Raw genomic sequence first — 18473 nt, 5'->3', positions numbered from 1 at the left:
ATCGCGATGTTTCAGGTGTTGCCATGAATACACATCGACCGATCCGTATCGTCGCATGGGCGGCTGTCGCCGCCTTTACCTACTTGCTCGCTGCGGCCGCGCCGGCCGCCGCGGCCGAACCGACCGCCGTCGGGCTCTGGCAACGCACTGATACCGGCAAGCCCACCGGCAAGCCGGTGGTCTGGGTGCTGATGCTGGATCGCGGCAACAATCTGTACGAAGGCATCGTCGCCAAGACCTTCGCCCAGCCCGGCCAGCCCGAAATCGCCGTTTGCGAGGAGTGCGAGGACGACCGCAAGGACCAGCCGGTGCTCGGCATCTCGCTGATCCGCGACATGAAGCGCAAGGGCCGGGTCTATGAGAACGGCAACATCCTCGACCCGCGCAACGGCGACGTCTGGAAGGCGATGCTCACCGTCAGCCCCGACGGCCAGATCCTGACGCTGCGCGGCTATCTGATGACGCCGGCGCTCGGCAAGGACGAGGACTGGTTCAGGCTGCCCGACACCGCGATCGCCCAGCTCGATCCCGCGATCGTCGCCAAGTTCATGCCGGAACAGGCCGCGGCCGCCGCCGCCCCGGTCGGCGCCAAGCCCGGCACCACCGCCGGCAAAGCGAAAGCCGCCCCCGCCCTGATGCAGAAGGGCGGCATGATGGCGCCCCCGCCGGCGAAGTAAGGGGACGGCACGGGCTGCGTGTTGCCCGGCTCGAGAATCAAACGGCGACCGCCCCGGCTGGCGGTCGCCGTTTTCGTATCAACTGTCTGCTGACGCGCCCGGCTTCCAGTCGTCGTACTTCTTCAGCAGTTCGGTTGGCTTGTCGAAGTTTGCTTCGAGGTCGAGCGCGGTCGCCATGATCTCGCAGCTCCTGAGGCCGAGGTTGCGGTACGCCTGGAACTGATCGGGATCGAAAAACTGATCTGCGGTTGTCTGGTGCGGAAAGTCGGCGTTGAGCGCGCGATAGCCGAGGGTGGCGAAATCCAGCCCCTCGACGATGGTCGATTTCAAATAGATCAGCACGCCGGTCTTGTTGGGCTCGCCACTCTTCGTCGCGGGATATTCGATTCGCGCGACCATGAACGGCGATTTGGCGAGAGGTAGGCCGCGCGGATATCTGTTCTTGGCCTCTTCGCCGAGAAAGAGTTCCGGTCCCTTGCCCTTGTCGGATGGGGCGAACTTCAGAGCGACGCCAAAGTCTTCCTTGATGCGATTGTGCGACGACACCAGAGCCGACAAGTTGATGTCCTTGTCCTGTTCAGCGTCGACCACGATGATCAGGTCGAGCCGCCGCCGCACCAGTTCGTACAGGCCGAGATTCTCGAAGTGGCCACCGTCGGAGAGTTCGAGGAATTTCGCCTTTCTGTGGTGACCGAATCCGAGAATGCCGGCGGTGAGTCCGGGCTGGAAATAGGTCGGAGCCTTCAGGACTTGCAGGCCGAACAGAGATTTAGCGGCGAGCCATCGCGGGTTCCCGACCCACAGTCCCAGCCTGATGTTGAGGATGGACATCACCGCCGAGAGGAAACGGTCGCGCGTCACGCCGGTTCCGATATAGCCGGCATTCGCATTGGTGGCCGCGCCGGAGGCCGCCATTGCCGAGGCCAGTGTCAGCGGACCCTGCAGCCGAAGGTAGTCGCGACTGCGCATCCAGCCGGTAGCCGAGGAGCCGATGATTGCCGGCGATATCAGAAAATTGTCGCCGCCGCGGAGCGCCAGCTTCGGATCGTCCGGCTCGTTGACCAGGATCGCATGGGCGTTGAGCAGGTGATAGGGCCGGTCGCCGCGCTCCTCGGCGCTGCGCACCACATCGACGACGGTGAGCGTATCGGCAACGTCGCTTTGCCGCGCTGTGCCCTGGCTGATAGCGTCGGTCATCGGCATGAAGGTTTCCATCAGCCGATCGCGATAGAACCGGTGGAGGCCGGTGGCATTGAGGCTGCCGGCGACGCCGATGGCGATCGACAGCATGAAGAGACCCGCGCCTCCCGTCAGAGCCCAGTTTGTATTGAGAAGAAACAATTGCCGGGCGGTAGCAAAGGAGAGAATAAGCAGTCCCGAAAGGAAGAGCAGCGACCCAGCTATCGCGAAGAATTTGCCGGCGACGCCCGGCAAGAGACTCTTGGCCTTGAGATAGTAGCCGTAAAGTGCGGTGCCGACTCCACTCAGCAGCGTGACGGTTCCCCAAACCGGCTCGAAAGCGCCGAGTTTGGACGGATCTGTCAGCTTCAAGGTGGCGACGATTAGGGGTAGAAGGCCGATAGACACTGCCGTGATCGCGATCGGGAGACCCTTGCTCGAGGCTTTTTCGAAACGTCGTCGCAGCGAATAGCTCCAGTTTTCGGGCAGCGACATCTGGGAAATTGCCACACTGATCGCGGCCGCGATCATGAATAATTCCAGCAGAAGCTGGGCGCCCAAGAGCGGCTGTAACGTTGCCGAACTATTGTATTTCCAGATCACATGAGCGGCCAAGCCGATGCCGACCGAAGCTGAGAGTGCGATCCAACGGCCTCGCTTGCCGGACGCCCTGATTGACGCCAGGTGACCGAGAAACGCGAAAAGGATCGTTCCAATAAAGATTGCGACGCCGACCGCGCCGGCCAATGACAGGAGAGCAATGAACGAAGGGCGGCAGGCGAACACGGTAGTTCCGACAGCGGTCTCGCATTTCGCCGCCAACTCGCCATCCGAGCTTGCGCCCGACAGAAAACTATCCAGGACCTCGAAGGACAGGAAGATCGCAATCAGCAGCGGCATCCAGACAGCGAGGCTCAGCAACACCGTACGCAGCACGGCCATGATCAGGCCGGCGAAGCCGATGCCGTCTCCCGAGGTGAGATACGAGCCGTGCTGACGAAGAAATTTGAGATTGAGGGCCGCCGCCTCCGCAACCGGGGACGCGTTCGCCCGCTCCTCCTGAAACGGGAAGCTGGCGGTGTCGGCTCCGAAACGATGAACGGTGCGCTCTCTCGACTTCTGCAGCGCCGCTTCAGCAACCACGCGGCGTTCGCACCAAAACCAGGACAATGCCGATCCGATATAGCCGCCGCCGGACACGGTGGACAGGTAGTGAATTCGTTGCAAGAGACCGCGTGACGCCAATCCCTCGAGCACGCCGAGGGCCACCGTGGCGGCGCGGATGCCGCCTCCCGACAAAGAGAGGCCAGCACGGTAGTCAGGTTTCGTCGTCGGCCATAGAAACGCTTCTTCTTCCGCCAGCATTGTGGCTTCATCGAGCAGCAATGTCGCGGTCGACCCAGCCGCCGGCGCGTCGCCAACCATCTGCACTGACTTGCCCTCGGTGCGCTCGCGTCGCGTCGCATCAGCCCCGAGCATGTCCATCATTGCTTGGCGCTGCCTGGCCACGTCCACGACTGTTCGTCGGTCCGGAAGGCGCCTTTCCTGCGTTCGAGATCGTTGATGCGTATGAAGCCTCCCGGTCTCAGGGTGGATTCGAAGGTCACGCAGGCGAGGCCCTCCGCATCAGCGATGTATCGCTTGATGGTGACCTGTCGATCAGCCAACGGTTCCGCATAGGCGGTGCCGAAGCCGAATTGCGCCCAAAACTGGCTGCGCTGACCGCTCTTGACGATTTCGGGATTGAACGAAAAGTCAGATGCGTTGCTCCGGCCTTGGTAAGGATCAGCGTTCGCGTCGTCCGAGCGCTTGCATCCGCGCGGTTGTGTCAGATAGCTCACATGAAAATTCTGAAGCGTCTTGCTATCGGCGCGATCCGTGATCTCACCATAGTCGTGGTAAAAATCGTAAGAGCGTATCCTCACGCTCTTGTTGGACGGAAAATTCGGATAGTTCTCGCATGTCTCCGATGGATGGTAACGCGTGTAGTTTTCCCGTATGAGCGCGACGCGACCGGTATTGGTGGCATAGGGTCCTTCGACGCCGGTCTTGATGATCAAGATCCCACGGCGCGCGGCACGCAACGCGGCGTCGCGTGCGATGTAAGCGAATGTCATCGTTCGTTGGCGACCGTTCGCGATCTCCGCCGTGAGAGCTCCAATTGGCCACCAGCCACCGTTCTTTCTGTACAGCCACGTGCCGTCGGCGTACGAGCCAGCGTTGTCGATCTGGCGACAGTCGGCGCTGGCGGTGGTTGCAGATGCGGCAATGGTCAAACAGGCAATTGCTAGTGTCTTTCGAACGCTCATGACTTCCTCCGCAATCGGCGTGTGCGGCACGCCGGCAAGAGTTAAGGCAAGGTGTTCTGCTCGCTCGCTGGGCGATTGGCATGTGCGTGAGAAGAAACGTTCAGGCCGAAATGCGCCTGCACTTTCAACATTCTGATAGTTCTTATCGATCGAACTTGAAACTAATCATACGCGCGCAGTTTGGCTGTCCGGAAAACAGCCCGCAGCACACGGCAAAACGCGCGACAGGCCGACTATAGCACGGCAGGTGCCGCCGTCCATAGCGTTCAGCGCCAGCTCGCCGCTACCAACTTCGCCGTCAGTCCGTATCGCCTACTCCACTGCTCCCGGCGGCGGCAGCGGTGCGCTGATCACGTTCGGTCCCGACTCCAGTTGCAGCACCGCTTCGGCGGCGGGCACCGCGGCGTCGGCCATCGCGGCGTGGCCTTCGGCGGAGGGGTGGACCGCGCCGCCATAGACCGCGGACACCACGCCCCAGGTGGCGTCGTGAATGTCGGCGGGCTGGATCGCCGCGGGCAGGCCTTGCGGGAACGTCATCGCCGCGAAGTAACTGTCATTGGCGTCGCGGATCCAGCGCGCGCGCGGCAGATAAGCGCGGTAATTGCTGGCGCCGGCACCGCAGCTCATCGGCGAATTCGCCGCCGCGACGATGTCGCTGGTGAAGCTGTCGCCGCGCGGCGAAAAGCAGGCGCGGTCGAATTCCGGATCGGTGTCGGCACGGGCGCAGAAGCCGTGATGGGCGAAGGTGCGCTGATGCGCGTCGACGAAGGTCATGGCGTCGGCGGACGGATTGCGGCACAGCACGCCGCCGCTGCATTGCGCCAGATCCTTCAGGCGCGGCAGGAACTCATTGTCGACGAAGGAGGCCACCGCGGCCAGCCGGTTGGGGTCGGCGTCGAACGAGGGATGGATGTCGAAGCCGGCGCGGCCGCCGGGGCAGGGGACGCCTCGGTTCGCCAGCGCCGGATTGGCGTAGGTGACGTAGACCACGCGCGACATGTCGTCGACCAGCCCCTTGAGCGCTTCACGCATCTTCGAAAAGCTCTGCGGCAGGGTTCGCGCCAGCGCGCTGCGCGACTCCTCGATCGAGCCGATCACGCCGGAGCGGCGGAAGATGCCGCGCTCGGTCGGGCTATCGACGATGACGTCGGCGACCAGGCCGGAGAAGTTGATGTCGTTGGCGCCGACCGACAGCAGCACCAGATCGAGCCCGCGTTGCGGCTGGCGTTTGCGCGCGGCGGCGAGCGCCTCGCGCAGCTCGGCGAGCTGGCTGTTGACGTTGCCGGGACAATTGGCGCCGGTCTTGGTGCGATAGCATTCGCGCGGCCGCTGCGAGCCGAACAGCCCGTCGGCGATGGTCGCCCCGGTGCAGGCCAGCGGCAGATAGGTCACCGCGATGTGCGGGTGACGCGCCGCCAGCGCCAGCGCGGTGCGGGTCTGGTAGCTGTACAGCGAGCGATGGCAGGCGGCGTTGAACCAGGTCGCCGAATAACGCTGCCAGTTGGCCAGCGTGTCCGGCGCCTCGCAGGCGCGGCCGCCTTTGTAGCCGGCGCGGCTCGGCCGATAATACTGGCCGGGGCGTGCGCCGGACCCGATGCCGAGATAGGAGCGATAGCAGAAGCCGTCGTCGGACAGCGCGATCGGCCGGTCGGGATTGCCTTCGCCGGATGCGATCGAGTCGCCCAGCCCCGCGATGAAGAAATCGCGCACCATGATCTCGGTGGTCACCCGGAGCGGCGCGTCGGCGCCGCTGGTGACGTCCACGGTCGCCACCGTCGGCTTGCCGTAGCGGGCGCGGAAATTGATCGGCTCGGCGCAGTCCAGCGTCGACGCCCGCGGGCCGTCGCCGTCGTCGAACAGCCAGGCGCAGATCGCGCCGACCGGGATCGCGCCGGTCAGCCGCACCGTGACCGGGTGTTCGGTCGGCGTCAGGTAGCTTTCCTTGACGCCGTCGCGGGTGCAGGGCTCGTTGACCCGGCCGGTCAGATCGATGCACAGCCGGTTGACGACGTTGCGGGCCCAGCCGCGGCCCTCGCTCTGCAGCCCCAGCGCCTGTTCGGAGGCGAGCACGGTGAGCCCGCGCAGCGCTTCGGCCTGCTCGCGAAAGTCGCGCTCCTCGCGAAACAGCCGGAAGCGGTTGCGGACCTCCCAGACGATCTGCATCGAGCCGTCGGTGACCGGGATCGCGGCGACGGGAGGCATGATCGGTAGGGCGGCGCCGGGCTGTTCGGGGCCCGGCGGCGGAGGCGCGGTCTGGGCGAGCGCGACGACGGACGGCAGCAGAACGGCCGCGGCGAGCGCGACCAGGCGGGCCGGAAGACGGAGCAGGGACAGTGTGATCATGCAGCGTTTGACGCCTCGGATGGGGCGAAAATATGGGAAAACGGCGGGTCCTATCTATACCCGCTCTGTCTCAGTCCCGCGAACCGCCGGCTGGTCGAGACACCGGCTTTGATCCGGGGTCGCACCGAGCCCGGCACCGACGAGGGACCGCTTCAAGCCGTGGAGATCGTTCGGGTCGTCGACGGCCGGCTGGACCTGCCCGCCTCGCCTCGTCTTGACGCCGCGCCGGCGCTCAGCCTTGCTTGCGCGGGCGCTGCGCGATCTGCCGGACCGGAGCCGCGGCGACCGGGTGGCCATTGCCGGCGCGTTTCTCCTGCCACGGCTTGATCACGCTCAGCCACAGCTCGCGCATGCCGAGGATCGAGATCGCGACGCCGAACGGCAGCAGGAAATACAACACGCGATAGATCAGCAGCGTGGCGATGATGTCCTCGCGGGCGAACATCGGCAGCGCCACCAGCATCGCGGCGTCGAACACGCCGAGGCTGCCGGGGGCATGGCTGGCGAAGCCGAGTAGCGTGGCGAGGATGAACACCACCGCCAGCGAGACGAAGTCGATATAGGGCTCGGACGGCATCAGCATGTACATCGCCATGGCGCAGAAGCCGAGATCGACCACGCCGATCAGCACCTGCACCAGCGTCAGCTTGGCCGACGGCAGTACCACCTTCCAGCCGTTCTGGCCGAGCTGGCGGCGCTTCTTGCCGGTCGCCAGCCACACGAAATACGCCGCGATGCCGGTGAGGCAGGCGACGCCGATCAGCTGGTTGACGCTGTCCGGCAACAGATCCATCGCGCTGGCGGCGGCGGGGTGCCAGATCATGCCGATGCCGAGCACGAACAGGTTACCGAGCCAGAACGTCAGGCCGGAGATGAAGCAGATCTTGGCGACGTCGATCGCGGTGAGGCCGTAGTCGGAATAGATCCGGAACCGGATCGCGCCGCCGGTGAACACCGTGGCGCCGAGATTGTGCCCGATGACATAAGAGGTGAAGGCCGACAGCGCCGCGATCCGGTACGGCACGTGCAGCTTGCCGATCGTTCGCAGGGCGAAGAAATCGTAGAAGGTCAGCGTGCAGAACGCGCCGACCACGAACAGCGCGGCGAGCCCGATCTGAGTTGGGGACTTCTCCGTCAGCGCGGTCAGGATGACGGCGCTGTCGACCCCCTTCAGGGTGTTGACCAGCGACGTGATCGCAAAGCCGATGATCAGAATGCTCGCGACGATGCCGAGCCGTTTCCACCCGACATACGTCTTGAAGCCGCGCCCCAGCGCGCTCAGCAGTCGATACATTCGTCCTCCCGGCGGGGCGGCAACGCGACGGGAGCCGCACGTATCACGGCCTGGCACTCGGCACCCGACAAACTCATCCGCGCAATTCCTTAGGGCATAACCGGCCCGTCGCGCAATCCGGCCCGCGGCCCGAACGACGCATCCATGGGACGGCCGGCGCGGTTGGCCCTTGACGTGGCGCAAACCAGCCGTCCGGCCTCGGCATGGCGGCCCACACGCATGGACAGCCCTTGCCACCGGCCAGGTCCATATAAGGGGCCACAGGTCCATGCGCCATCGGATAGGAGGCTTTCGTGCGGCATGCGGAACGGGTGTCCGGCGGGCTGGTTAATCCGGTCTCCAGGACGAGGCGGACTGCGAAACCGTCCGTGCCAACCCCGAGAGGAACCGCGATGGGACTGTTCACCAAAGACATCAAGACCATGGATGACCTGTTCGTGCACCAATTGCAGGACATCTATTACGCCGAGAAACAACTCGTGAAGGCGCTGCCGAAGATGGCCGACAAGGCCACAGATCCGCTGCTGAAGCAGGGTTTCATGACCCATCTCGAAGAGACCAAGGGTCATGTGAAGCGGCTCGAACAGGTGTTCGAGATGCACGGCGCGCCGGTCAAGGCGGTCGACTGCCCGGCGATCGACGGCATCATCGAAGAAGCCGACGAGACCGCCGGTGAGGTCGCCGACAAGACCGTGCTGGACGCCGCGCTGATCAACGCCGCGCAGGCCGCCGAGCACTATGAGATCGTCCGATACGGCAGCCTGGTGGCATGGGCGAAGCGGCTCGGCCGCAACGACTGCGCGGCCGTCCTGCAGAAGACGCTGGACGAGGAAAAGGCCACCGACAAGAAGCTCACCACGCTGGCCGAGAGCTCGATCAACATCCGCGCCGCGGGGTGATCGCGCCTCGCCGTGGTACAAAGTAAGCTGAGGCTAAACGCCGCGCGAAAAAAACGCGCGGCGTTTTTTGTTTTGCGGTGCGAGAGTTGAGCTCGTGTCGTCGCGCCTGGGTTGTGTCACCCGCTGATTGCGACGACCAAGTGACAATCAGGCGACGGTTCGACCAAGCTACGCAGATTCGTTTGGCCGCATCACTGTTCGTCTCAGAATCGCTCCGGCCGCACCACGGCGATATCCGAGACGGCGACGAAGCCGATCTGGTGAGACACCAGCGCGAACACGGCCTCGAGCACGGTGTCCAGTCTGGCTGCATCGACGATGCTGATCAGCATCAGCATTTGCGATGCGCTGCTGATCTGTCCCTCGGCGGTCCAGTCGCCGTCGCGGCCGTGACCGGCCAGGATCGGGACCACCGACCAGCCGGTGGCGCCGGCTTCGTCGAGCCGGGACGTCAGTCGCCGCAACAGCGGCGCCTCGACCACGATCTCGATACGCTTCTTGGGAAAAGTCTGCATGGCGAGCACTCCAGAGCGAGCGGGCGTTGTCATGGCGCGATACGGCCGGCGACGGCAATGTAGAGCGGGATGCCGACCAGCAGATTGAACGGGAAGGTGATGCCGAGCGACAGGGTCAGCGCCACCGCGGGATTGGCCTGCGGCAGCGCCAGCCGCATCGCTGCCGGCACCGCGATATAGGAGGCCGAAGCGGCCAGCGTGATCAGCACCGCGGTCGAGCCGGTCGACAGCCCGATGATCCAGGCGAGGCCGCCGGCGAGCGCGCCGCCGATCAGCGGCATCACCACCCCGAAGATCGTCACCGGCAGCGAGAGATGCCGCCTGCCTTGTGCCAGCCCGCGGCCGGCGACCAGGCCCATGTCGAGCAGGAACAGGCACAGCACGCCGGCGAAGGCGTCGGTGAGGAACGGCTTCAGCATCGCCGCCCCGCGGGCGCCGGTCAGCGCGCCGATCACGAAGGCGCCGAGCAGGATCACGATCGAACCGCTGAGCATGACCTCGCGCAGCACCGCACCGCGGCTTTCGCCGGGCGCGGCGGTGTCGGTCCGTCCGCGCGCGATCAGCAGCGCGGCGACGATCGCCGGGGTTTCCATCGCGGCGCCGACCGCCACCATGTAGCCGTCCCAGGCGATGCCGAGCTGGCCGAGCGTGCCGGTGACGGCGACGAAGGTGACGGCGGAGATCGAGCCGTAATGCGCCGCGACGGCGGCGGCGTTGACGGGGTCGAGCCGGCTGGTCGCGCGCAGGATCAGATAGGCCAGAAACGGCATCGCGAACGACAGCCCGATGCCCGCCGCGATCGTCGCGATCATGGTGCCGTCGACGCCCTGATGCGCCACCTCGACGCCGCCCTTGAAGCCGATCGACATCAACAGATACAGCGCCAGCAGCTTGGCCACCGGCTCGGGGATCGACAGATCGGAGCGCGCCAGCGCTGCGGCGACGCCGAGCACGAAGAACAGCACCATCGGCGAGAGAAGATTCTGCAACGCAAGATCGAGCATGGTCGGCCCCCTGATGCCGGGCGCGCCGATCCGGCCCGCGTCTCGGCAAGAGCGGGCGGGCTAGTTCGGTCGCGCGGCGGCGTGAGGCCCGCGGCAGCGGGCGGGGCGGAACCTAGGTGCGGTTGCAGCATCTTGGAAATTGATTATAGAAACTTCTATCATTGCATTTTACAATGGTTATCCGGATGCCGCGCCCGCTGCTCAATCTCGATCTCGACCTGGTCCGGGCATTCGTCGCCATCGCCACGCTGGGCAATTTCACCCGCGCGGCGGAGTCGCTGCGGCGCCAGCAATCGACCGTGTCGCTGCAGTTGCAGCGGCTGGAAGACGCGCTCGGCCGCAAGCTGCTGGAGCGCAATCCGCGCAGTGTCCGGCTGACGCCCGAGGGCGAGGTGTTTCTCGCCCATGCGCGCCGGCTGCTCGACGTCAACGACGAACTGGTCGCCCGCGTCACCGAGCCGGCGCTGCACGGCGCGGTGCGGCTCGGCACGCCCGAGGATTTCGCGACGCGGCATCTGCCCGAGGTGCTGTCGCGCTTCGCCCGGGCCTATCCGGCGGTGGCGCTGGAAGTGACCTGCGATCTGACGCTGCATGTCATCGACGGCTTCAGGAAAGGCAGCTTCGATCTGGCGCTGATCAAGCGCGAGCGGGTCGGCGAGGCCGCCGGCATCCGGGTGTGGCGCGAGCCGCTGGTGTGGGTCGCCGGCGAGGCGGCGCCGCAGCAGCGCGACGGGCCGCTGCCGCTGGTGGTGTCGCCGAGCCCCTGCGTCTACCGTAAGCGCGCCACCGAGGCCCTCGATAAGGCGCGGCGGCCGTGGCGGATCGCCTATACCTGCGGCTCGCTCGCCGGCTCGCTGGCGGCGGTGCGCGGCGGGCTCGGCGTCACGGTGCTGCCGAAGGACATGGTGCCGGAGGATCTGCACGTGATCGACGGAGGCCCGCTGCCGAGCCTCAGGGACACCGAGATCGCGTTGCTGCAGCGCGAGCGATTGTCCCTGCCGGCGCAGCGGCTGAAGGAGCACATCGTGCGCTCGCTGGGGTGAGTCATGCGCGAATGAGCTGCTTCCCGGCGGGCCGACTTGTGAGTATCAGCCCTTGCGCAGCGCGAAATGCGCTCCGCAGAACGCCATCACGGCGCCGAGCAGCAGCGTCGCGAGGCCCGAGACCACGCCCGCGGTGGTCGGCCCGGCCGACGGTGCCGAGGCCGCCTGGCCCGCGGCGGCCAGCACCAGCACGCCGATCGCGATCAGGAACTGCCGCATCCGCGGCGGGATCTGGCCGGCGACGGCGTGGTGCATCAGCGTCGCGGTGAAATAACCGCCGGCGAAGCCCGCGGTCGCCACCAGCCACCACGCCAGCGCCGCGCGCGCCGGCATGAATTCGGCGAGATCCGTGCGCCACAGCCCGCCGAGATCGAGCCCGATCCGCATCCCCAGCATATGCAGCGCCAACGCCAGCAGCACGCCGCTGACCAGCGCGCCGGCGAAGATCAGATGGCGGGGAAAGTAGGTGGTCTCGGATGTCGGCATCGGGCCTCGACGATCGATCGGCCAGGACGTTGTAGGAAACCGGGAGGGCGCGGGCAAGCAGCCGGGCGGCGCGCCGTTATCAGTTACGCCGTAGTCATCGTCTTTTTCGCCGCCTGGGCCAGGAAGCCGGAGCGGGTGAAGCCCTCGCGCTCGGCATGTTCGTCGATCTGCGCGAGCAGATCGGAGGGTAGCGTGATGTTGATTCGCACCGAGCGCACCGCCTGTGGCGTCACCGGGATCAGCACTGCGACGCCGTCGCGATTTTGCGGGTCCTGCATGATCTTCTCCAGCGTCGACGGTTCCGGGACCGCCTCGCCGTCCTCCGCCATGCCTTCGAGATGCAGCGCCAGCGCTTCCGCCGCCATGTCGCGCGCCTCGTCGAGGGTGCGGCCGGCGCTGATAGCGCCCGGCAGATCCGGAAACGACACGCCGTAGTCGCTGTCGGGGTCTTTGTGGATCAGCGCGATGTAATGAACCATGGCGTCACCTCAGTTTCAGGCCGGACTGCTGTTCGATGCTGCGCAACGTTCCGATCGGGACGTCGCGCTTGGGATGCGGCACAGTGGTGCGGCCGGGCTTGGTCGGATGCTTTGAACTGCAGGTGGCTGCCCTTCTGGGCCACCACGTACCAGCCATCGGCCTTCAAGGCCGCAATCACGGTCCGCGAGTTCATGGTGTATTTATACACATTCGCGCCGACCGCGAAAGGGCGGCCGCGCTGCCGCGAGCCGCGACGCGGCATTGCATCGCGACTGCCGCTGCGGCAATGACGCGCGAGCAGGAGGCGGCGACAGTGACAGGACCGGATCGGAACGCGGGCGCGGAGAGCGGGTCCTATGCTTTCAGGGCGTCGCTGATCGGCGCGGCGCAGCAATTCGAGCTCACCGACGACGGCCTGGTGTGGCGGATCGGTCCGAAATCCGGGCTGTGGCCCTATGCGACGATCGCGCAAGTGCGGCTCAGCTTCCGCCCGGTGTCGATGCAGTCGCAGCGCTATCGCGCCGACCTCGAGGACATCAATGGCGCGCGGCTACGCATCCTGTCGACGACCTGGCAGACCGTGACGCTGATGGCGCCGCAGAACGACGCCTATCGTGGTTTCATGCTGGAGCTGCACCGGCGGATGCGCGACGCCGGCAGCCGGGCCGAACTGATCGGCGGGCTGCGGCCCGGCATCCATACCGCCGCTCTGGTGCTGATCGCGCTGCTGGCGGCGGCGATGACCGGCCTGCTCGCCCGCGCGGTGGCGACCGGCTCGTGGTCGGGCGCGCTGTTCATCGTCGGATTCGCCGCGTTGTTCGGCTGGCAGATCGGCGGCTTCATTCGCCGCAACCGCCCGCGGCGCTACGGCTTCGACGAGGTGCCGAAGGATCTGCTGCCGTCGTGACACCTACTACTTGTCGTCCCGCACCACCAGCACCGAGCACGGCGCGTAGCGGACGACGTGGCCGGCGTTGGAGCCGAGGAAGTAGCTGCGCATCGCCGGGCGATGCGAGCTCATCACGATCAGGTCGGCCTTGATCGCGCCGACTTCCTCGATGATCTCGTGATAGATGCCGCCCTGGCGCACCGCGGTCGAGAGCCGCTCCGGCTCGATGCCGGACTCGCGCGCGACCTCGGCGAGCGCGACTTCGGCGTCGCCGCGCTGCTGGTCGTCGAAATCCGCCGGCACATATTCGGCCAGCACCACCGGAGTGATCGAGATCACGTGCAGCAACCGCACTTTGCCGTCGTAAGTCCGTGCCAGCGTCGCCGCGGTCTCGATCGCCCTCCGCGCCAGCGCAGTGTCGGCGAGATCGATCGGCACCAGAATCGATTTGAACATCGAAGGCCTCCCGCGACCGGATGGCGATGCACGTCAGTATGACGCAATGGTGGGAGCGAGCCAATCGACAAGAGGGCGGAGGACGGCAGGGAGATCGACGGCGCGAAGCGCCGTGCCCGGCTGTCGCCGCAGCCGGCTAACTCGCCTCGCGAAGGATCTTCGGGCTGATGAAGTGCTGCAGCTTGCCGGTGCCGAAGCGGGCGTCGGCCCAGTCGGCGATTGCAAAGTCGATCACCGCGACCGCGCTGGTCGGCATGCTGCCGGACAGCAGCTTGCGGTCGCCCTCGCTGGCGCCGCAGGTCAGGCCGAGCGCCAGTTCCTGCAGGCCCGGATTGTGGCCGACCAGCATCAGCTGGTTGATGCCGGCGGCGACGTCGTGGATCGCCTGCAGCAATTGGGCGGGGCTGGCGCTGTACAGTTCCGGAAGATGCTCGACCTGCGGCTCGGTGCCGGCCGGGAATAGGTCGGCGAGGATGTCCCAGGTCTGGCGGGTGCGCGTCGCGGTCGAGACCAGCACCTGATCCGGCACCAGTCTGTGCTCGGCCAGCCATTCGGCGATCGTCGCCGCGTCGGTCCGGCCGCGATCGTCGAGCCGGCGGTCGTGATCCTTGCCGCTCGGCGCATCCGTTTCGGTCTTGGCGTGACGCAGCAATATCAGACGGCGCATGGATCCCTTCCGGCGGCGCGAGCTTGCGGATTAATCGAGAACCCGGGACAGGACAAGGTGACAAGCGCCCGGGCTGTCCGTAAGGAAACGTCATGACCCCTCCGGCGACAAGTGCGACCAATGGACCGGACCCGTTCGCGCCCGACACGGCGGCGAATCCGCACGCGCGGCTGACCTTCGACCTCGACGTCGACCTGTGCGTGATCGGCGCCGGCCTGGCCGGATTGTCGGTGGCGCTGGAGGCGGCGCAGCAGGGCCTCAGCGTCGCCGTGCTCGAAGCGCGGCGGGTCGGCTGGGGCGCGTCCGGCGCCACGCTCGGCAGCGTGATGCCGGGCTACGGCGTGCCGATCGGCGACCTGATCGAACGGATCGGCGTCGCCCACACGGGCGAATTGTGGACATTGTCGCGCGAGGGCATGGCGATCGTCCGCGCGCGCGCCACCGAGGAGACGATGCCGGGCATCGCGCTGACGACGGGCGCGCTCGAAGTCTCCAATGTCGATCTCGGCGACCGGCTGATCGATCGGTTGCAGACGCTCGGCGTCGATTTCGGCACCGCGGTCGAGGGCTGGCAGATCGAGCGCGTGCGCGACATGCTGCGGACCAACCGCTATTTCCACGGCATCCATTTTCCCGACGCGTTCCAGCTCGATGGCCGCCGCTATGTTCGCGGGCTGGAGGCGATGGCGCGACGCGCCGGCGTCCGGATCTTCGAGGACACGCCGGCGCTCGGGATCGACTTCTCCGGCATCCGCAAGCGCGTGGCCACGCCGAACGCGCGGCTGCGCGCCTCCGACATCGTGCTCGCCGGCAATGTCGATCTCGGCGCGCCGTCGCCGCGGCTGACCGCGACGCTGCTGCCGATGTGGCGCGCCGCCGTGCTCACCGAGCCGCTCGGGGAGCGCCTGGCCGACGCGATCGCCTTTGCCGGCTCGATTGCCGATACCGACGGCGTCGATCACTACCGCATCGTCGGCGGCGACCGGCTGCTGTGGACCGGGCCGGAGACGACGTTCGAGGTCGCACCGAAGCGGCTCGAGGGCCTGATCCGGCGGCGGATCGCGGCGCTGTATCCGCAACTCGGCGCCGTGGCGATCGCGCAAAGCTGGAGCGGGGCGATCGGCCAGACCGTGCACGGCATGCCGCAGATCGGCGAATTGCGCCGCGGGCTGTGGGTGGCGAGCGGGTTCGGCCGACAGGGGCTGGCGACCACCGCGATCGCCGGCCGGCTGATCGCGCAGGGCATCGTCCATGGCGACCAGCGCTGGCGGCTGTTCGATCCGTTCGAACTGGTCTGGGCCGGCGGCCGGATCGGCCGCGTTGTCGGCCAGGGCGTCAGCATCGTCGAACGCCGCGCCGCGATGACCGCGGGCCTGCTGGCGCGCTATCGCGAACGCGCCGCCGTGCGCAGCCGGCTCCGCGAGGAGCGGCTGCAGGCCGCCAACAGCCGCGTGCGAAGTGCCGGGGGGCAGCGGCGGGCTGACGCGCCGCCGCGGGATCGCGCCGAGCCCGGCGCACAGGACGCCCGCCGCGGTGAACCCGGCCCGATCGAGTGATCTTGCCGCAGCGCACGCCGCGCTTGCTCGCGACAATGTGAGCGCGCCGGCAGGGCGCTGATGTAACTTTGAGGGTGCCGCCTGCGTATCTCGGACCAAGGCCACACAATCCGATCCGCCCCGCCCGCGCACCGCACGGAGACACCATGATCGACCGCCGCATCCTGCTCGCTTCCGCCGCGCTCGCGGCGGTGTTCGGATTCCGCTGGCTGCGGCCCGACGACGCCCGCGCCGCGGAAAAATTCGAGATCGAAAAGACGCCGGAGGAATGGCGCAAGCAGCTCACGCCGATGCAGTACCACATCCTGCGCGAGGAAGGCACCGAGCGGCCGTTCTCCAGCCCGCTGCTGAAGGAACACCGCAAGGGCACCTTCGCCTGCGCCGGCTGCGACCTGCCGCTGTTTTCGTCCGAGACCAAATACGACAGCGGCACCGGCTGGCCGAGCTTCTGGCAGCCGCTGCCGAACGCGGTCGGCGAGCGCAAGGACTCGACGCTCGGCATGGTGCGCACCGAAATCCACTGCCGCCGCTGCGGAGGCCATCTCGGCCATGTGTTCGACGACGGCCCGAAGCCGACCGGCCTGCGCTACTGCATGGACGGCTTCGCACTGACCTTCAAGCCGGAGACGTCGAAGCCGAGCTGACGGGCTCCCTGGGGCGGTTCGTCGCGGAACGGGCCGCCCCGAAGCATTTTGCTTGTCGCTACGTCTCAATTCGAGGTTTTCAAGCCGCGAAAGCCTCCGGCTCGATTGACAAGGCTGCGCCACCTCGCATCTAACCGCCACAATTCAACATCTGGAAATGTTGCGGCTGGCGGATGGATCGAGTTTTGTCCCGGTGGGGGTTTTCCATCGGTCTGTCGGCGTTGGTCGTGGCCGCGCTGGTGTTGCCGGTGGTGCTCGCTGCGTTGGTGTTTCCCACACCGCTCTACGACACCCGCGAACTGGTCGCCTGGGGCCGGCATTTTCCGCTGCTGACGCCTGTGCATCCGCCGATGATGGTGTGGGCCGGCGGCGCGGTGGATCGCCTGTTCGGGCCGTCCGGCACGGCGATCGTGTTCGTCAACCAGATCTGCCTCGCGATCGGGCTCGGCTATCTCTACGCCACGCTACGGCTGCTGGTCGACCGGGCGATGGCGGCCTACGTCCTGGCGCTCGCCGCGGCGTCGTTCTACGTCGTGTTCGCGCCGCTGTCGTGGGCGCTCAATGCCGACATCCTGCAGCTCATGTCCTGGCCGGCGGTGCTGTATCACTTCCTGCGCGGGCGCAGCACCGATCGCTGGCTGCATTGGATCCTGCTCGGCATCTGGGCGGCGATCGCGGCGCTGACGAAGTACAACGCCGCCGTGCTGTTCCTGGCGATGGCGGCGGGCATCGTCGCGGTGCCGTCGGTTCGCGCCTGCCTGCGCCGGCCGGGGCCCTATGTGGCAGTGCTGGTCGGCGCGCTGTTGTTCCTGCCGCACGCGATCGCGGCCTGGCGCTACGGCACCACCATCGCCTATGGCGAGCGGCATTTCACCGGCTTCGGTTCGGTTGCGGACACCGCGCGGCGGCTCGGCCTGCTGGTCGCCGGCTATCTGCCGCTGCTGCTGCCCGGCGCGATCGTGCTGGCGATCGCGGTCGGGCGGCGGATGATCGCGTGGCGGGTGCCGCGGTTTGCCGAGGCCAGTGACGAACTCAAGTTCATCGTCATCGTCAATGTCGCGATGTTCGCCGTGCTGGTGGTGCTGATCGCCGGCTGCGGTCTGGAATACATCGCCCGCTACGGCGCGCCATTCGCCGAACTCGCGGTGCTGGCGCTGGCGCCGCTGTTCACCTGGAACGAGTCGCGGCGCGCCGTGGCGGTGCGCCAGACCGTGCAGTCGCTCGGCGTGCTGTATGCTGTGCTCGCCGCCGGGGCTTCGGTCGTCTATCTGTTGTTCGCCTCGCATAGCGGGCTGCAGGAGCCGACCGCGCAGGCGGCGCGCGTCATCCTTGCCGACTGGAACAGCAAGTACAAATGCGGTCCCGGTTACTATCTGGGCGACCGCCAGACCGTCTACGGCATCGGCATCGCCGCCGGCCCCGACGGCGATTCGATGACCATCAACTTCATTCCGAAGGCGCGCTGGTTCGATACGGCGAAACTCGAAGCGAACGGCGCGGTGCTGGTCTACACGCTGCCGCAGGTCCCCGGCGATTTCGCCACGGCGTTTCCCGGTGCGACGATGTCCGAGGAAAAGCGCATCAGCGTGCCGGTGCTGCGCACCCACACCGGCAAAACCAAGGACTACTTCTATCGCTTCGTCGCGCCGAAGGCGTGCACGGGCTGAGGCCGGAGAGCCTTCGCTCACCGCGCGAGCGCGGACCATTTCTCGGCGGCGGCGATCGCGGCGGGACGCAGCGTATCGGCCGGCAGGCCGCGGTGCAGCGCCTTGGCGTATTCGCAGACCGCCATGAAGGTCGAGGCGCGGGCCTCGTCGACCTCGAAGGAATGCGGCGTGCCGTCGCCGGTCACCAGCCCGACCAGCCCGTTGAGGATCTCCAGCGCCGCCTTCGAATCCGCGAGCTCGGTCTGCTGCAAGCTCTGCAGCACCTGCTGCGCCATCTCGCCTTCGCTCATGCTCTCCCGCTCCGGCCTCGCGTTTCGATCGTCCGTGTCCGATGCCATAGCGCAATGCCGGATGTCGTGATCTGG

Annotated in this window: 18 protein-coding genes and 1 pseudogene; 7 read left to right on the top strand and 12 right to left on the bottom strand. The window is 66.8% G+C overall.

Going from position 1 to position 18473, the window contains the following annotated elements; translation table 11 throughout:
• The first annotated feature begins 23 nt into the window (after positions 1–23).
• Entirely contained in the window at positions 24–677 is a 654-nt protein-coding gene (locus RPB_RS19345; RefSeq protein WP_011442714.1) for a DUF2147 domain-containing protein, read from the top strand.
• 78 nt (positions 678–755) lie between these two features.
• Here the strand turns inward: RPB_RS19345 and RPB_RS19340 are convergent, their stop codons facing one another.
• From RPB_RS19340 to RPB_RS19325, 4 genes are all read right to left on the bottom strand, one after another.
• On the bottom strand, positions 756–3344 hold the full coding sequence (locus RPB_RS19340) for a patatin-like phospholipase family protein (RefSeq protein ID WP_245258260.1): 2589 nt from the start codon (positions 3342–3344) through the stop codon (positions 756–758).
• The gene (locus RPB_RS19335) at positions 3341–4165 is read right to left on the bottom strand and encodes a hypothetical protein (RefSeq protein ID WP_011442712.1); all 825 of its coding nucleotides are present in this window, start codon (positions 4163–4165) and stop codon (positions 3341–3343) included. The genes RPB_RS19340 and RPB_RS19335 overlap by 4 nt, the downstream gene beginning before the upstream one ends.
• A 312-nt stretch (positions 4166–4477) precedes the next feature.
• Positions 4478–6508, bottom strand: a complete 2031-nt coding sequence (locus RPB_RS19330) for a hypothetical protein (protein WP_011442711.1) — start codon at positions 6506–6508, stop codon at positions 4478–4480.
• A gap of 232 nt (positions 6509–6740) precedes the next feature.
• Positions 6741–7802, bottom strand: a complete 1062-nt coding sequence (locus RPB_RS19325) for a UPF0104 family protein (RefSeq protein ID WP_011442710.1) — start codon at positions 7800–7802, stop codon at positions 6741–6743.
• A 392-nt stretch (positions 7803–8194) separates the two neighbouring features.
• Between RPB_RS19325 and RPB_RS19320 the strand changes: the two genes are divergently transcribed.
• The gene (locus tag RPB_RS19320; protein ID WP_011442709.1) at positions 8195–8701 is read left to right on the top strand and encodes a ferritin-like domain-containing protein; all 507 of its coding nucleotides are present in this window, start codon (positions 8195–8197) and stop codon (positions 8699–8701) included.
• Between the two features lie 203 nt (positions 8702–8904).
• Here the strand turns inward: RPB_RS19320 and RPB_RS19315 are convergent, their stop codons facing one another.
• Positions 8905–9216 (bottom strand): P-II family nitrogen regulator, encoded by a 312-nt coding sequence (locus tag RPB_RS19315; RefSeq protein ID WP_011442708.1) that lies wholly within the window; start codon positions 9214–9216, stop codon positions 8905–8907.
• Positions 9217–9245: 29 nt separating this feature from the next.
• Entirely contained in the window at positions 9246–10220 is a 975-nt protein-coding gene (locus RPB_RS19310; protein WP_011442707.1) for a sodium-dependent bicarbonate transport family permease, read from the bottom strand.
• 185 nt (positions 10221–10405) lie between these two features.
• Between RPB_RS19310 and RPB_RS19305 the strand changes: the two genes are divergently transcribed.
• Positions 10406–11263 (top strand): LysR substrate-binding domain-containing protein, encoded by an 858-nt coding sequence (locus tag RPB_RS19305; RefSeq protein WP_041798881.1) that lies wholly within the window; start codon positions 10406–10408, stop codon positions 11261–11263.
• A gap of 45 nt (positions 11264–11308) precedes the next feature.
• Here the strand turns inward: RPB_RS19305 and RPB_RS19300 are convergent, their stop codons facing one another.
• The 3 genes and pseudogenes from RPB_RS19300 to RPB_RS24295 all read right to left on the bottom strand — a co-directional run bounded on the left by RPB_RS19300 (position 11309) and on the right by RPB_RS24295 (position 12422).
• Positions 11309–11749: a hypothetical protein gene (locus RPB_RS19300; RefSeq protein WP_011442705.1), complete on the bottom strand. Its 441-nt coding sequence runs from the start codon at positions 11747–11749 to the stop codon at positions 11309–11311.
• 83 nt (positions 11750–11832) lie between these two features.
• A complete protein-coding gene (locus tag RPB_RS19295; protein WP_011442704.1) occupies positions 11833–12228 on the bottom strand; it encodes a type II toxin-antitoxin system HicB family antitoxin in 396 nt (131 codons plus the stop codon).
• A gap of 4 nt (positions 12229–12232) precedes the next feature.
• Positions 12233–12422, bottom strand: a pseudogene (locus RPB_RS24295) (type II toxin-antitoxin system HicA family toxin).
• A 93-nt stretch (positions 12423–12515) separates the two neighbouring features.
• On the opposite strand from RPB_RS24295, the gene RPB_RS19290 reads away from it, so the two are divergent.
• The gene (locus RPB_RS19290; protein ID WP_011442703.1) at positions 12516–13136 is read left to right on the top strand and encodes a hypothetical protein; all 621 of its coding nucleotides are present in this window, start codon (positions 12516–12518) and stop codon (positions 13134–13136) included.
• 6 nt (positions 13137–13142) lie between these two features.
• Here RPB_RS19290 and RPB_RS19285 read toward each other — a convergent pair whose 3' ends face one another.
• Both RPB_RS19285 and RPB_RS19280 read right to left on the bottom strand, forming a co-directional pair.
• Complete coding sequence (locus tag RPB_RS19285) at positions 13143–13574, bottom strand: universal stress protein (protein ID WP_011442702.1); 432 nt, start codon at positions 13572–13574, stop codon at positions 13143–13145.
• A gap of 136 nt (positions 13575–13710) precedes the next feature.
• The gene (locus RPB_RS19280; RefSeq protein ID WP_011442701.1) at positions 13711–14241 is read right to left on the bottom strand and encodes a SixA phosphatase family protein; all 531 of its coding nucleotides are present in this window, start codon (positions 14239–14241) and stop codon (positions 13711–13713) included.
• 92 nt (positions 14242–14333) lie between these two features.
• Between RPB_RS19280 and RPB_RS19275 the strand changes: the two genes are divergently transcribed.
• The 3 genes from RPB_RS19275 to RPB_RS19265 all read left to right on the top strand — a co-directional run bounded on the left by RPB_RS19275 (position 14334) and on the right by RPB_RS19265 (position 18108).
• Entirely contained in the window at positions 14334–15797 is a 1464-nt protein-coding gene (locus RPB_RS19275; RefSeq protein ID WP_011442700.1) for an NAD(P)/FAD-dependent oxidoreductase, read from the top strand.
• Positions 15798–15943: 146 nt separating this feature from the next.
• The gene (msrB, locus tag RPB_RS19270; protein ID WP_011442699.1) at positions 15944–16441 is read left to right on the top strand and encodes a peptide-methionine (R)-S-oxide reductase MsrB; all 498 of its coding nucleotides are present in this window, start codon (positions 15944–15946) and stop codon (positions 16439–16441) included.
• Positions 16442–16668: 227 nt separating this feature from the next.
• Positions 16669–18108 (top strand): glycosyltransferase family 39 protein, encoded by a 1440-nt coding sequence (locus RPB_RS19265; RefSeq protein ID WP_245258259.1) that lies wholly within the window; start codon positions 16669–16671, stop codon positions 18106–18108.
• A 17-nt stretch (positions 18109–18125) separates the two neighbouring features.
• On the opposite strand, the gene RPB_RS19260 is transcribed toward RPB_RS19265, so the two are convergent.
• The gene (locus tag RPB_RS19260) at positions 18126–18398 is read right to left on the bottom strand and encodes a hypothetical protein (RefSeq protein ID WP_041798362.1); all 273 of its coding nucleotides are present in this window, start codon (positions 18396–18398) and stop codon (positions 18126–18128) included.
• Between the last annotated feature and the right edge of the window lie 75 nt (positions 18399–18473).

The sequence above is a fragment of the Rhodopseudomonas palustris HaA2 genome, assembly GCF_000013365.1.
GTDB lineage: Bacteria > Pseudomonadota > Alphaproteobacteria > Rhizobiales > Xanthobacteraceae > Rhodopseudomonas > Rhodopseudomonas palustris_J.
This window is presented reverse-complemented; position numbering and strand designations above follow the sequence as displayed.